Source organism: Hespellia stercorisuis DSM 15480 (genome assembly GCF_900142165.1).
Taxonomy (GTDB): Bacteria; Bacillota; Clostridia; order Lachnospirales; family Lachnospiraceae; genus Hespellia; species Hespellia stercorisuis.
On record NZ_FQZY01000089.1, the window covers coordinates 1 to 12,859 of the forward strand.

General features: G+C 42.1%; 18 protein-coding genes and 2 pseudogenes. 13 read left to right on the forward strand and 7 right to left on the reverse strand.

Features of this window, described 5'->3' with window-relative positions:
- Positions 1-429 precede the first annotated feature (429 nt).
- From BUB85_RS18670 to BUB85_RS22150, 3 genes are all read left to right on the forward strand, one after another.
- The gene (locus tag BUB85_RS18670; protein WP_073113043.1) at positions 430-2,835 is read left to right on the forward strand and encodes a LuxR C-terminal-related transcriptional regulator; all 2,406 of its coding nucleotides are present in this window, start codon (positions 430-432) and stop codon (positions 2,833-2,835) included.
- 21 nt (positions 2,836-2,856) lie between these two features.
- Complete coding sequence (locus BUB85_RS18675; RefSeq protein WP_073113044.1) at positions 2,857-3,123, forward strand: hypothetical protein; 267 nt, start codon at positions 2,857-2,859, stop codon at positions 3,121-3,123.
- Between the two features lie 84 nt (positions 3,124-3,207).
- On the forward strand, positions 3,208-3,954 hold the full coding sequence (locus BUB85_RS22150) for a polysaccharide deacetylase family protein (RefSeq protein ID WP_084534131.1): 747 nt from the start codon (positions 3,208-3,210) through the stop codon (positions 3,952-3,954).
- Positions 3,955-4,248: 294 nt separating this feature from the next.
- Here BUB85_RS22150 and BUB85_RS18685 read toward each other — a convergent pair.
- The 5 genes and pseudogenes from BUB85_RS18685 to BUB85_RS18705 all read right to left on the reverse strand — a co-directional run.
- Positions 4,249-5,340, reverse strand: a pseudogene (locus tag BUB85_RS18685) (recombinase family protein); the annotation flags it as partial.
- Between the two features lie 429 nt (positions 5,341-5,769).
- Positions 5,770-5,997, reverse strand: coding sequence for a type II toxin-antitoxin system MqsA family antitoxin (locus BUB85_RS18690; protein WP_073113046.1), 228 nt, complete (start codon positions 5,995-5,997; stop codon positions 5,770-5,772).
- Between the two features lie 5 nt (positions 5,998-6,002).
- Positions 6,003-6,317 (reverse strand): DUF4258 domain-containing protein, encoded by a 315-nt coding sequence (locus tag BUB85_RS18695; protein WP_084534132.1) that lies wholly within the window; start codon positions 6,315-6,317, stop codon positions 6,003-6,005.
- A 108-nt stretch (positions 6,318-6,425) separates the two neighbouring features.
- Positions 6,426-7,151 carry a minor capsid protein gene (locus BUB85_RS18700; protein ID WP_073113048.1) on the reverse strand — a complete coding sequence of 242 codons (726 nt, stop codon included), beginning with the start codon at positions 7,149-7,151 and terminating at the stop codon, positions 6,426-6,428.
- Between the two features lie 17 nt (positions 7,152-7,168).
- A complete protein-coding gene (locus BUB85_RS18705) occupies positions 7,169-7,843 on the reverse strand; it encodes a helix-turn-helix domain-containing protein (protein WP_073113049.1) in 675 nt (224 codons plus the stop codon).
- Between the two features lie 145 nt (positions 7,844-7,988).
- Here BUB85_RS18705 and BUB85_RS18710 point away from each other — a divergent pair, with 145 nt between their 5' ends.
- A complete protein-coding gene (locus BUB85_RS18710; protein ID WP_200803597.1) occupies positions 7,989-8,180 on the forward strand; it encodes a helix-turn-helix transcriptional regulator in 192 nt (63 codons plus the stop codon).
- A gap of 189 nt (positions 8,181-8,369) precedes the next feature.
- Complete coding sequence (locus tag BUB85_RS18715; protein ID WP_073113051.1) at positions 8,370-8,552, forward strand: hypothetical protein; 183 nt, start codon at positions 8,370-8,372, stop codon at positions 8,550-8,552.
- On the opposite strand, the gene BUB85_RS18720 is transcribed toward BUB85_RS18715, so the two are convergent.
- Positions 8,526-9,338: a DUF4393 domain-containing protein gene (locus tag BUB85_RS18720; RefSeq protein WP_073113052.1), complete on the reverse strand. Its 813-nt coding sequence runs from the start codon at positions 9,336-9,338 to the stop codon at positions 8,526-8,528. The genes BUB85_RS18715 and BUB85_RS18720 overlap by 27 nt on opposite strands.
- 108 nt (positions 9,339-9,446) lie before the next feature.
- Here BUB85_RS18720 and BUB85_RS18725 point away from each other — a divergent pair, with 108 nt between their 5' ends.
- Positions 9,447-9,650, forward strand: a complete 204-nt coding sequence (locus BUB85_RS18725; protein WP_073113053.1) for a hypothetical protein — start codon at positions 9,447-9,449, stop codon at positions 9,648-9,650.
- Here BUB85_RS18725 and BUB85_RS21600 read toward each other — a convergent pair.
- Positions 9,644-9,814 (reverse strand): hypothetical protein, encoded by a 171-nt coding sequence (locus BUB85_RS21600; RefSeq protein WP_159434681.1) that lies wholly within the window; start codon positions 9,812-9,814, stop codon positions 9,644-9,646. The genes BUB85_RS18725 and BUB85_RS21600 overlap by 7 nt on opposite strands.
- Before the next feature lie 136 nt (positions 9,815-9,950).
- Between BUB85_RS21600 and BUB85_RS18730 the strand changes: the two genes are divergently transcribed.
- From BUB85_RS18730 to BUB85_RS21280, 7 genes and pseudogenes are all read left to right on the forward strand, one after another.
- On the forward strand, positions 9,951-10,133 hold the full coding sequence (locus BUB85_RS18730; protein WP_073113054.1) for a hypothetical protein: 183 nt from the start codon (positions 9,951-9,953) through the stop codon (positions 10,131-10,133).
- Between the two features lie 273 nt (positions 10,134-10,406).
- Complete coding sequence (locus BUB85_RS22255) at positions 10,407-10,538, forward strand: hypothetical protein (protein WP_278319615.1); 132 nt, start codon at positions 10,407-10,409, stop codon at positions 10,536-10,538.
- Between the two features lie 22 nt (positions 10,539-10,560).
- Positions 10,561-10,818 (forward strand): hypothetical protein, encoded by a 258-nt coding sequence (locus tag BUB85_RS18735; protein WP_073113055.1) that lies wholly within the window; start codon positions 10,561-10,563, stop codon positions 10,816-10,818.
- Between the two features lie 157 nt (positions 10,819-10,975).
- Positions 10,976-11,371 (forward strand): hypothetical protein, encoded by a 396-nt coding sequence (locus BUB85_RS18740; protein WP_073113056.1) that lies wholly within the window; start codon positions 10,976-10,978, stop codon positions 11,369-11,371.
- 2 nt (positions 11,372-11,373) lie between these two features.
- Positions 11,374-11,538: a hypothetical protein gene (locus BUB85_RS21605; protein ID WP_159434682.1), complete on the forward strand. Its 165-nt coding sequence runs from the start codon at positions 11,374-11,376 to the stop codon at positions 11,536-11,538.
- Positions 11,513-12,475, forward strand: coding sequence for a DUF1351 domain-containing protein (locus tag BUB85_RS18745; protein ID WP_073113057.1), 963 nt, complete (start codon positions 11,513-11,515; stop codon positions 12,473-12,475). The genes BUB85_RS21605 and BUB85_RS18745 overlap by 26 nt, the downstream gene beginning before the upstream one ends.
- Positions 12,475-12,859 (forward strand): annotated as a pseudogene (locus BUB85_RS21280) (hypothetical protein); the annotation flags it as partial. The gene BUB85_RS18745 and the pseudogene BUB85_RS21280, both read left to right, overlap by 1 nt.

Genomic DNA, 12,859 nt, shown 5'->3' on the forward strand with positions numbered 1-12,859 from the left:
TCCTTTCGAAAATATCTGTGTCGCGGAACTGTGAATGTCCTTGCGGAAAGTACCATGATCGCAATTGCTCATAACATCAATAAACTTCACAGAAAAATACAATCCGGTAAAATAGGACAGCATTTATTTGAACTTAAAACAGCATGATTTTTGAACTATCAAAATTCAAAACAACCTTTTCATAGAAGGTCTGGTTCAAGTACGCCCAAAAATCAATATGAATCAGAAATGGAATAAAAAGGACATTTCTGTAGGAAAAAAAGAGCTGCGCACCGCTGAATTTAATCAGCTAGTGCGACAGCCCCTTTTGAGGGAATATGATAATATAAAACAGCATTATAAGATTGACAGACTACAGAAAAAAAGCTGTGTTGCTACCTAACGGCGGTTGACCGTCCGTTTTACACAGCAAAGAGGAGAAGTGATTTAATGGCTCACACCTATGTGAAAATTCCTGAAATATACAAAAAAATGAAAGCGGCAGAAGCAGAGAAGAGAGTGCTGTTCATATCAGCTCCTGTTGGAAGCGGAAAGAGCGCGGCGATTGAATATTATCTGCGCAGGCAGGATCACCTTTTTCTGACAGGGATTGATGGCCGACTGAATGAGATGCCCGAGGGAAACGAGATAAACCAGCCCTTTATTGTGATAGATGATGTTTCATGGATCGTGGATCCGGATTCTGAGAATTACATATTGGATCTGATCGACATCTGTGACAGAAAGGGAAAGACGATGATCCTGGCAGGACGGAGCCGACTTCCGTCGTGGCTGCAGCCTGCCTGCATTGAGTATGGATTTATTCTGGCAGATGAGAGAGATCTTCTATTCGGAGAAAAACAGATTAAAAAAATATTTCAGATTCATGGAATTGATTTGAATGAATCGGATGTGTTTGAGATTATGAATGAGACGAAAGGATATCCAGTTAGCGTCACAATGCTTACATATCACATGCAGGACGGAAAGGATTACTCCGTGGATATATATAAGGCAGCCCAACTGGATATGTACCGCTATTTTTTTCGAACATTCTATGCACAATGGGATAATGAACTGAAAGAGGTACTGCTTGCGGTGTCGGTATTTCCAAGCTTTACAGTGCAACTGGCGGAGATGGTGACCGGAAATGTGAATATAAGGCGGGTGATAGAGCGTGCATTTTCAGTTGGATCATTTCTTTTCTGCGGTGCGGATGATTCATATGTGATGCGCCCGTTGCTGCGGGGGTTTCTCGAGTGGAGATGCGGAATTGAGTATTCAAAAGAATGGATGAATGAAATCTATGGACGTGCGGCTCTTTACTATGAAATCAGAAATGATATTGAAAATGCCTTATACTATTATGAGCTGGCAGATGACCGGGAGCGGATTTTTCAGTTTTTGATAAAGAATGCAGAAAAACATACGGGAACAGGACATTTTTTTGAGACGAGAAGATATTATCTCAGCCTGCCGAAGGAGATGATCGTGAAATCACCGCTGCTGATGTGTGGGATGAGCATGCTGCACTCCCTGCTGATGCAGACGGAGGAGAGTGAGTACTGGTATGATCAGTTAGTGCAATACGAGAAGCGTCAGGAGGTAGGAAAACGGTCGAGAAAAGAAGCGACCATGAGGCGGGCGTATCTTGATATTGCACTGCCGCACAGAGGAATCACCAACATCATAAAAACGCTGAAAAACACTGCAATCATGGTGACGAACAAGGAGATACAGATGCCGGAATTTTCGGTTACGAGCAATCTGCCGTCAATCATGAACGGGGGACTGGATTTCTGTGAATGGAGTAAGAATGACAGGAATCTGGCGATTCTCATGAAGAAACCGGTTGAATTATTGCTGGGAAAACATTCTCCTGGTCTGGTCAACATTGCGCTTGCGGAAAGCTTCTTTGAAAAAAGCTTTGAGGGACAGAACGATCCGGATGACTACAAAATCATGACTCTGCTCAACAGCGGCTATACGATGGCCGATATGAAAGGCAAGATAGAGATGTGTTTTGTTGCAATCGGGGTCATGGTAAAGCTTCATATCAGTCATAACCAGCCGCAGGTTGCGAAGACGCTTCTCATGGAATTTCGGGAAAAGGCAATCGCAGAGAATGCATTACGGCTGCTGCCGAATATCGATGCCATGAGGGTCTGGCTGAAGCTTCTGGCCGGAAATATGGATATCGACAAGGAGCTTTCGGTAGAAAACTGGCTGGCAGATGATGCGCCAAATGAAAACAGGGAGTTCTATATACTGGAACGATATCGCTATATGGTAAAAATCCGTGTGTATATTGTTATGGGGCAGTACGAAGACGCCGCCAGACTGATAGAGCGGGTGCTGGTTTATTTTGAAAAATATAACCGTACATTTTTCTGGATTCAGGCTCACCTTCTGAAAGCAATTCTGCAATACAGGCTCGGCAAGAACGAGTGGCAGGTCAATCTGCAGAAAGCAGTAAGTAAGGCGCAGGAGTATAAGTTCACTCAGATCATTGCGGCGGAGGGAGCAGCAGTAAAGCCGCTGCTTCTCCAGGCGCAGAGTCTGGAATGGGACGATGCGTATTGTGCGAAGGTTCTGAACGAAGTGGACAGAGAGGCACAGTTTTATCCGGATTATCTGAAAGAGAGATGCCTGGTGGAGGAACCGCTGACAAAGATGGAGAATACAATATTACATTTGTTATGTAAAGGAAATAAATCGACAGACATTTGTGATTTGTATCATATTTCCTATAATACATTAAAATACCACAACAAAAACATTTACAGAAAACTTGGTGTGAAAAATAGAGCGGAGGCTGTACAAATGGCCGGAGAATTAGGAATATATCGTGCCTGATGGGACGGTGGAGGTGAGTGCATGAAATGGAAAGAAAATGTGAGAATTGAATGGGATGAGGAATGCAGATTATATTTTGACGAAAAGAGCATTGAAATAAAACCAGAGTGGGAGTATCTGGTAAAGGCGCTGGAGAGCGGCATGACAGATGACGAGATGCTGAGACAGCTCGTGATGGAGCAGGAGCAGTGCGATGAGGTGAGCGCCGGTTTTACTCTGGCACAGTTTGTGTTGGATTACGGGACTTTTCTTGAAGAAAACAGGGAACATATGATGATAACAAATTGAAAAACGATCCATATATTGAAATATGACAAGAAGTAAAAGCCTCATTGCATATACATGTAGTAAATGTATATGCAGGGGCTTTTTATGCGTGTAAAAACTATGACATCAAGGTGGAAAATTCCGGTCGGAGTTTTGGCTGCGGTGCTTCTTCTGGCGGCATCATTCCGGTACTGCGCCGGGTACGTGTCCGTCAGCAGCACGGCGAATGGCCGTGAACTGCCGATTTATTGTGTGGATACGGATGAGAAAAAGGTGGCGCTCAGTTTTGATGCGGCGTGGGGAAATGAAGACACAGAAAAAATCCTGAAAATTCTGAAGAAACATAACATTCACGTTACATTTTTTATGACCGGCGGATGGGTGGAGCAGTATCCCGAGGACGTGAAGGCGATTCTTGCAGCCGGTCATGATCTGGGAAATCACAGCGAAAATCATAAAAACATGAGCCAGCTCGACACGGATCAGCAGAAAGAAGAAATAATGAAGGTTCATGAGAAGGTAAAAGCACTGACCGGAGTGGAGATGACGTTGTTTCGGCCGCCATACGGGGACTACAGCGATTCGGTGATTCAGTCGGCAAAGGAGTGCGGTTATTACAGCATTCAGTGGTCGGTAGATACGGACGAACGCAAAAGAAGTGTACTAAATAGTACACTTCACGTCGATTGTATGGTCTTTTTTAAATACGATTTTCTTCACCAGCAGGTGGCACAGATCGCGCCGCTCATCGAAGGACCCGTTCTGCAGGATACCTGGGATGTCATCGATGATCTGGCTGATCAGAATCACCTTTTCTCTGTCTTTAGTATAATCCGATTTCCGGTCATTTAGCAAGTCTATTTTATCAGATATTTCATTTTTTTTAGAATCCAGTTCCACAATTTTATCATTTGCATATTTTATGAGCGTCGGGTTGCCGGATGCGATGGACTCCAATAAGTTGTCAATCTGCGCCTGTACCGTGGACAGCTCGCCCATCAGGGAGTTGCGCTGCTTCAGATCCGCCGGCGATTCTTTCTTTTTGTCCAGCTTCACATCATTCAGCTTCTGCCTTACATCCGGATCCGCGTAGTGAGAGATGACACTTTCCATAATTGCCGGATTGGACGTCTTTACCGGGAAGGGTGCCTGCTCACAGGAATCCCAGCCACGGTTCTTTTTGCTGCTGCATATGTAGTATCCTTGTGTCCCACGGGAATTTGTATAGGAGACGCCAGTGCCGCAGCACTCGCAGGTCATCAGTCCTGTGAACGGACTGTTCTTCCCAGTCCCCGCGCGGTTTGGGGTTCTAAGTAAAGACTTTCGTTTCTGTTGGACTCTAATCCATGTGTCGGAATCGATGATTGCATCGTGGCTACTTACGTTGCAGTACATGTCGGATACTTCCCTGCAGCGTTTATGCTTGCTCCCGTCCCCCTTCTTCCCATACAGATCCACAGATGCTTTCCCGTCAAAGTCCTCCACGGGATTCGAGATCTTTGCCCCGATGCCGGTTAGGTAATTGTACATGGTCATGTCATTTGGAGCATAGAGCGGTCGCGACAAAATATCCATCAGCACCCGTGAAGTCCACTGTGTGCCCTTCCTGCTGGGGATATGCAGTTCATTGTTCAGTTTGCGGAGAATGGTTGTGGCAGTTCCATTCGGCTCTAAATACCATGTGTAAATGTCCTGCACGACCCTTAATGTTTCCGGCTCCGGCTCCAGTACGGTGTGCATCTTCCCCTTGTACTTGATTCTGGCCAGCTTATAACCATAAGGAGCGTATCCGCCGCCCCAGAAGCCAAGCTCTGTCCGGTAGTAGTAATTGTCATGGACGCGCTGGGAAATGTTCTCACGCTCCATCTGTGCGAACACCATGCAGATATATACCATCGCCCGGCCAATCGGGGACGTGGTGTCGAAGTTCTCCGATATGGACAGGAACTCGCAGTGGTATTTCTGCAACTCCTCGAGGAGGGAGCAGAAGTCGGCAATGTTCCGGCTGATCCGGTCGAATTTGTAGCATATGATCTTGTCGATCTGTCCGGCCTTCACATCCTGCAGCATCCGGATAAACCCCGGCCGGTTCATGTCCTTGCCACTGTAGCCGGCATCGGAATATACCTGATACTCCCAGCCGTTTTGCTCACACATGGAGATCCCGCCGGAAGTCTGCTGCTCGATGGAAAGACTGTCTTTTTTAAAAAGTGATTGCCTTGCATAGATTGCTATCATTACATCACTCCCCTTGTAAGTTTATTATTTTAGGGTACAAAAAATACACCTATTGCAAGGTGCATCCGGTGTGTGATATAATTCGTTTGTTGGTTGATTATATCGGATGCGGATGCATCTTGTATAGTTAATTGCTTCGCCTGGTGTTGGTAGCACCGGGCGTTTTTTAAATTGTTTTTGACATTTAGAGTATTATCATTATAAGTATTTATTCATTTAACACAAAAAGGCGAACAACCGAAGTTGCTCGCCCTATCGCTACTTGAATGAAATAGGTGGGGTGACATTCCCACATCTCCAACTAGGGTGACGGCTGCCCGTTCCGTCCTCTGCTTTCATTCAATATAGTTTATGCTTTTGCAACTTCATTATACCGTATAGGATTTATTTGTCAATGTGCACCTGCTCTCCGGAGCAGGGCGGTATCGTCTATGCAGCTTTGTCGAAATCGACAATAGCAATCTCCGTAAGAATGGATTTAAATTTACCAAGAATTTTTTCGATTTTTTCTAATGTAACACCATTCAGATATTCTTCGCCGCACTGTGTACACTTAGTACAGGGCACATTTTTGATGATAATATAGCACCCGTTATAGTCTGTCATGTATGTGGTGGTTGATTGTTCTAAATTACCTTTACAAATGAAACAAGTCATAGTTGTTACTCCTTTCTTGTTTTAAAATCAGATTCCCATTTTGATAGATCCGGGAAATACGCTGTTACAATCCATAATGTTGACAGATCACTGCCGATTACAGTATGCAAATATTTTTTACCCATAGACATTCCAAGTATTAAAACGCTCGGATGAGGATAATCGGATGGGTATTGTTCGATTATCTCGCCATTCAGAATACAGGCAATAACATCTTTCAATAAGATACCACGCTGTTCCAGCCGCTTTGCAGCGTGCATGGTTAGCTCGATGTTCTCAGGTGTACATATTTTACGCAAATCTTCAATGCTTAATTCCACTCGATCAGCTCCCTTCATGATTTTTCCTGCAACCTTCCCCATACATATTATATAATCAAATCATCTTACCGCTCCGAAGATTCGGAATAAAGTAGATGATGTAATTATTCATTTCCTTAATTTATTCCATCCTTCTGTTGTGCCACCTTTGCTTAGGAAGTCTAACCATGCGTTATAGTCGCCATCATCTTCCCTTGCGGATATGGAGCACCTGCAATTATCGCACATCGGTGGAGCATTAACTCCTGGTGTCAATTCTGAAATAGGAAAAACCTTTCCATCAAGTCTCTTACATATCTCACAAGAGTCTTTACAGGCTATGTATTCGTAAAAAGAAAATCCGTTCCTTACAAGACTTTTCTTTTGCTCAAGAATTTGTTTTTTGATGGATTCCTTGTCTCGTTTTGGTTTTTTATTCCCTTCTTGGTGTTTATTGATGACAGATATATGTTTTTCGATAGCGTTTAACCCTTTTTTTGTGGGCTGATCATTTTCTAAAAATCCGTTAGAAATAAGGAATGGTTTTTCGTGCTCAAAGTCGATTCCGTATTTGTATTCGAAATATGAAGGCACTTTTTTACCCGTGTATTTGTTAAGCCAATATAGCATATATACATGTCCTGGGAGAAGTCCATCAGCATAGCGTTTCATTACAGACTTTGGGATTAAACTTTGTTTTGGGAACAGTTCTATACGTTCCAGCCATTCAGATATATCCCGCTCATCGGAAATATATGGTTTGTCTGTATAATCTGAATAGTATTTTTGGTAAATAGTGTCCTTTGTTAATGTTCTTTCCTTTTTAGTAGAAAACAAAAAATCAAACAATCCCATAAGAAACCTCCTCGTGTTTAGATCACATCACTCTGGAATGCAACTGCTTTGCCTAAGATGTGTACCTGATTCAACTCTTCTTCCGTGTAAATCTGGTCTTCATACTGTGGGTTCTCTGCTCTGAGAATCATCATCGCTTTTTCTTTATAATAATAAAATCGTTTGAGAGTAGCCTCGCTATCATTGTTTACCACAACGGCAGCAATCTCGCCATTTTCTACTATGTCTTGTTGTTTGATAAACACGATGTCACCGTCTTGGATTCTTGCGTTTACCATACTGTCGCCTTTTGCTTTCAGGCAAAAATCGGCATCTATATCAGTACCAGCCATAACGTAGGATTCCCGGTCTTCGTTGGCGAATTTAGGAACACCACAGGCTATCTCTCCGAGGAGGGGGAAGCGCTTTAGTTCAATTGGATAGATGTTGGTTATAAGTTGCTCCTCTTTGAGGTTTATTTCTTGATTGTTATCGAGCATTTTTAACAGTGTATCAACATCTGTATTCATCCCATTGGCAATTTTTTTAATAGACGGGAGAGTTGGGGCGATTGGTTTGTTATTTCTTGGATTGATGTTGTTTTCCAACATTGAAATATATCCCTTGCTAAGGGAACATCTCTTTGAAAATTCATCCATACTTATTTCATTATCTGCCCTATATCTTTTTACTATATCACCAAGTGTCATCATCTCACCTCTTTCAAATACTGTTTAACATATTATACAATGATGATTAGTGAAAGTCAATTATTTTGTTCAACATACTTGACAACAAAAAAGAATGATGATATTATACGAGTAGTTCAACATGGTGAACGAAGAAAGGAGGATAAGAGTGGGATATAGAATAAAAGAGTGCAGAGAAGAGATGAAAATGTCTCAGTCAGCGTTGTCAGAAAAAGCCAACGTATCAAGAACAATCATATCAGGTCTAGAAAATGGAAGTATAACAGTGACAACGACGGAGACATTATTCAAAATTGCGAATGCACTAAACAAGAAAGTAAGTGATATTTTTTTGGATTAAAAGTTCAACAAGATGAACGGAGAGCGAGGTGAATCATGAATAAAAAGTATGAACATTTTACCAACAATGAATTAGCAATGCTCCAGCCACTTTTCTGTCGAAGAGGCATTGAAGATTAGGGATGGATTTTTCCCAGACCTAGATATGAAATATCTGTTTGAGAAAGACGAAGCAAAGGAGGTGGTGTAGATGGACGAATTGGAAGTGAGAATACTTAAACTTGAGCAGGAATGTAGGGACTTGAAATTAAGTATGATAGAAATTCTTGAAAAATTGATGACGTTTAATAATCTTGCCGATCAAGTGGAACTTGCATCCGCGCAGACCGGCAAAATCTTGAAGCTATTAGAACAGGCAGATATCGCAGAATGAATCTCCAAAGGACGTGAGTGAAAATGAAGAATACTTTGTCTCTATTTTATTAAATTCTTCACCAGTTTGACTTGTTGAATGAAGCAATTTTGACGCAAGAGCATATGTTTCGCTGTCTTCAACATAGTCATATGCATTTTCGTCAGTAACAAGTACATTTGGTTGTAGTTTTATCAACCCAAGTCTTAGGAAATTGTTCAGAGCCAAATCAATCATTTCTTCAGACGCAGATGCAAAACGAACATTGGTGACAAGTGTGGGATAGGATGCGCCAAATATACGTTGCCCAGAGAAACGTAGAGAAGGCATGCACTTTACCGAAATTGTGGCATACGGATGAAGAGTATCGGTGTCAAAAAAAAGATACTTAAATAATTGTGCTTCAAAAGGTGACAGCTGTTTGATGATTTGAGTGAAGGCTCGCAAATTACCGTTAGGTGTTCGGTTATCAATTGATTTGAGTAAAAGATTTAGATACATTTCCCGAATTTCTTCTTCGTCAAGAGAAAATGCCAAGTCTGTTAAAGCTGGTCCAACCGTCGCAAGTTCAGGGGATTGAACGTTTTCTTTTGGGATGGATGAGGCCTTGGCTTCAAAATCTGATATAAACTTTTTGTATTTAATTTCAGTCATATCATTAAGTGCACGAAGCGGAATTAGTAAGGTATTAAGTGTTTTGGTAATTACTTCTGTTGCAGATCCGATTTGTTTCATGGATGGTTTTGCTGCATCTTCATAAATGCTTTCTTGAATTTTTGTAGGGATGCTCGGAAGTTTATCAATCATGTATTTTCGCCCTTTCATATGTTATATGGAAGAATATTACCATAATATGAAAAATGTTTCAATTAACTGTTTGTATGCGAGCAGGACGAAGTAAAGGAGGTGGAGTAAGTGGAAAAGATCATAGAGGTAAAGGCAAAGGTTTCTGTTGATGATTCGGAAGTGGATAGGGTCATAGACAAGTTAGAAAAAGTAATTGAGTTAGAAAAAGAACTCCAAGCTATACAGAGCAGCATGGAGTCCAGTAATTCAATTGATTTGGATGGCCATAGTATTGCTAAAGCTGTTCTGAAAGCCAATCGTGATACTTATTGAGAAGCTGCATGGTCATCATTGTGCTTACAACACCTATCTGTGTACCTAACGCACCTTTTAGGATTATCGGTTGAAACACTAGCAGCTCGTTCTGTGGCGATATCTGCCATTGAAGCAAGTTCATCTTCACTTAAAGAAGTCCAAAAATCGTTAAAAGATTTCATGTTATTATTCTCCTTTCGCAATTACTCGGCATGGCAGTGCCTGTAAGGAAAGTATAGAAGATAGGAAAGAAAAAGACAATATGAACAGTTAGGAACATTTGCGGATTAGCAGGACAAAGTAAAGGAGGTGGTGTAGATGGCAGAGATGTATATGAAGGTTGAATTTGATGAAGATGAAGTGTTAAAAAAAATCAAAGAAATCGAAGATGCAACAGCGATGCTGAAGGTGAAGGTTAACGAATTGTCTTCATTCATTAGTGTAAAAGCATCGCCCTCTTGTGAAGACGATGCCGAAGATCAAGAAATGCTCTCAAGATAATCCAATATGGAAGTTAGTAAGTGTTCATAAGGTTTGGTAGCAGAGTAGATGAGATTTTTTGTGTTTTTATCACAATCACTTTTGTCTATTTCATATTCAATTTCCATAGATGTTTGGTGTAGTTTATTTCTTAATTCAATCATATTTTTATCCACTAACTGTTCCTCCTTTCGTAATTACTCGGCATGGCAGTGCCTGTAATTAGATTATAGGAGATTTAAGTAACAAGTACAACCAGCCAATCATACAGTATCAATACAGGGAGGTGTTGGTATGGAAGAAATTAAAGTAAGGGCTTACTCAGAGGTGTATGAATCCGAGGAAGAGGAGAAGAGAAGTATTAAGGAGCTGGCAGAAGGGCTGCTGCTTTTTAAGAAAAACAAAGAGAAGGATAAAACCGCTTAGGCGGGGAGAGGAGGACAGGCCCATGATGAACCAGGAAGAAATAAAGCATCTTTTAGATGCGGTAAGTCCATACGAAGAAGATCCTTCAGACACGAAATATAACTGGAGGCGTGCACAGATATCTTTTGCATTGTCCATAGGGGCGATTACTGATCAGGAGGAAGAGAAGGAACGTGAGATGTGTATCAAGTGGTATTTCAATGGGGATCGGGAGGAGGTGGAGCATTGTCAAGAAGAAAGTACCGGCGCAGACGCCGGAGCGACGGAGCAGGCATTGTGATCACGGCAGTGCCGATCATTATATTGTGCAGCATGGTCCTGTACTGGCTGGCGTTCGGATACGCAATATAAAAAGGAGCGCTTAGAAAGTCCCGGCAAGGACAAGCGCTCTGATTAAAAAATCAATTACATTATAACAATTTTGGAGGAGAAAGTAAATGATACATTCGGAAAATGGACTTGTTACATTAAAAGGAGACCCTGCGGAAATAGCAGCTGAGCTAACAATCGCTATAGCACAATTTAGAAAAACGTTAGAGGAGGACGTTTCTAAGGCTTATGCAGATGGAGCAATAAAAATGGTACTCTCCGCAGCGCATCTTGATCCAGAGATGGGAAACAAACAGGAAATGCAACTTGTGGATGAGAACATCTTATTGGAGGTTATGACGGATGCACATATTAGGATTTTAAATGGATTTATGAAAGATGATATTAAGAAGATTGATGCCGTGCTGGGAACCGAAAATGAGCGTCCGAAAGTAGACGTAGCATTACTATACGCATGTATGTGTGAAATATTATTTTCCCATGAGGAGAATGTGGAGGAATAGTTGTGAGTCGAAGAGACGATTGGGATGACGACGATTACATGGAATGGGCCGATCGTGAGTGTCTGGCCAGACAGGAAGTGGATCGGATAGAGAAGAGTATGCATAGGCGGAAAGCTGAAAATTACAGATTGGAGGAAAATAATGAACCAGTTAGCATTGAGGGTTAACCAGAACCCTGGAACCATAGAACTTAACTTTGAGGAGCTGAATAAGCAGCTCGATACAAAATTGGCGGAGTATAAGGGTGCCGTTTTTACAGAGGAAACAAAGGATATTGCAAAAGGCGAGGTGGCCGGATTACGAAGACTCAAAAAAGAAATCGATGAAGCCCGGAAAGCCACAAAGAAAAAATGGATGGAACCGTGCGACGCATTTGAGGAGCAGATGAAAAACCTGACAAAGAAGATCGATGAGCCGATCCAACTGATTGATGACCAGGTGAAAGAGTTTGACGCCAAAAAGAAAGCAGAAAAGCGTGTACAGTGCCGAAAGATTTACGACGAAATCATTGGAGATATGGGGAGCTATCTTCCTTTCGAGAAGATATTTAATCCGAAGTGGGAGAATGTCTCCACTTCCATTAAAACAATACGGGAGGAAATTTCGAAGTATGTGGAAGATGCGAGGATAACGATAGACGCTATCCTCGCAATGCAGTCCGAGAAAGAATCCGAAGCAATCGAGGTGTACGTGGACACGCTCAGCATGGCCAAGGCAATCGATGTGATCAATCTGTACGAGCGCCAGAAAGCTGAGATTCTTGTCAGAGAAGAGGAACGGCGTAAACAGGAAGAGGAGCGCCGGCTGCAGGCAGAGATTGCCAGAGCAAAGGCCGAAGAACGGGCCGCCATTGCCAGAGAAGAGCAGATTAAGAACGAAGTAAAGCAGGAAATGCAGCAACAAGTAGCTCAGCCGGAAGAAGAACTAGAAGTATTGAAAGAACCAGCTTTTCTGCAAGGAGAGGATGTGGATGATGAACTTCCGTTTGTTCAGCCAAATACAAAAGTGGTATTTTATCGCGTGGTTGCTACTGAGAATGAACTGGATCAGGTAGAAATGGCATTTAATAGCATTGGTATTTTCTTTGAACGGAGGAATGTGTAATGGACTTTAGAACTTTAAAAGCTGATGAGATAGAATGCAGAATTTCAATGATAAAAACGAACGGACTTTCCTTGTTGTTGTATAAGGATGCGAGAGTAGACCAGAATATTCTTGATGAAGTGGTAGGGCCCATGGGGTGGGAGCGCAAGCACACATCCATAGATGGGAGATTATATTGTACAGTGTCCATATGGGATGCCACCGCGGAGCAGTGGGTGTCCAAACAGGATGTTGGAACTGAAAGCTACACAGAGAAAGAGAAAGGACAAGCCTCTGATTCATTCAAACGTGCGTGCTTCAATTGGGGAATCGGAAGAGAGTTGTACACTGCGCCCTTTATCTGGATAACGTCCTCAAACTGCAATATTACGGATGCAAAAAAGT

Bases quoted from the DNA above. Each gene is read 5' to 3' on its own strand.
- BUB85_RS18690 (WP_073113046.1), bottom strand. From the start codon at position 5,997: ATGACTTGTTTCATTTGTAAAGGTAATTTAGAACAATCAACCACCACA.
- BUB85_RS18705 (WP_073113049.1), bottom strand. From the start codon at position 7,843: ATGATGACACTTGGTGATATAGTAAAAAGATATAGGGCAGATAATGAA.
- BUB85_RS22255 (WP_278319615.1), top strand. From the start codon at position 10,407: ATGGAAGAAATTAAAGTAAGGGCTTACTCAGAGGTGTATGAATCCGAG.
- BUB85_RS18670 (WP_073113043.1), top strand. From the start codon at position 430: ATGGCTCACACCTATGTGAAAATTCCTGAAATATACAAAAAAATGAAA.
- BUB85_RS18715 (WP_073113051.1), top strand. From the start codon at position 8,370: ATGGACGAATTGGAAGTGAGAATACTTAAACTTGAGCAGGAATGTAGG.
- BUB85_RS18735 (WP_073113055.1), top strand. From the start codon at position 10,561: ATGATGAACCAGGAAGAAATAAAGCATCTTTTAGATGCGGTAAGTCCA.
- BUB85_RS21600 (WP_159434681.1), bottom strand. From the start codon at position 9,814: ATGAAATCTTTTAACGATTTTTGGACTTCTTTAAGTGAAGATGAACTT.
- BUB85_RS18745 (WP_073113057.1), top strand. From the start codon at position 11,513: ATGAACCAGTTAGCATTGAGGGTTAACCAGAACCCTGGAACCATAGAA.
- BUB85_RS22150 (WP_084534131.1), top strand. From the start codon at position 3,208: ATGCGTGTAAAAACTATGACATCAAGGTGGAAAATTCCGGTCGGAGTT.
- BUB85_RS18720 (WP_073113052.1), bottom strand. From the start codon at position 9,338: ATGATTGATAAACTTCCGAGCATCCCTACAAAAATTCAAGAAAGCATT.
- BUB85_RS18730 (WP_073113054.1), top strand. From the start codon at position 9,951: ATGGCAGAGATGTATATGAAGGTTGAATTTGATGAAGATGAAGTGTTA.
- BUB85_RS18675 (WP_073113044.1), top strand. From the start codon at position 2,857: ATGAAATGGAAAGAAAATGTGAGAATTGAATGGGATGAGGAATGCAGA.
- BUB85_RS18700 (WP_073113048.1), bottom strand. From the start codon at position 7,151: ATGGGATTGTTTGATTTTTTGTTTTCTACTAAAAAGGAAAGAACATTA.
- BUB85_RS18740 (WP_073113056.1), top strand. From the start codon at position 10,976: ATGATACATTCGGAAAATGGACTTGTTACATTAAAAGGAGACCCTGCG.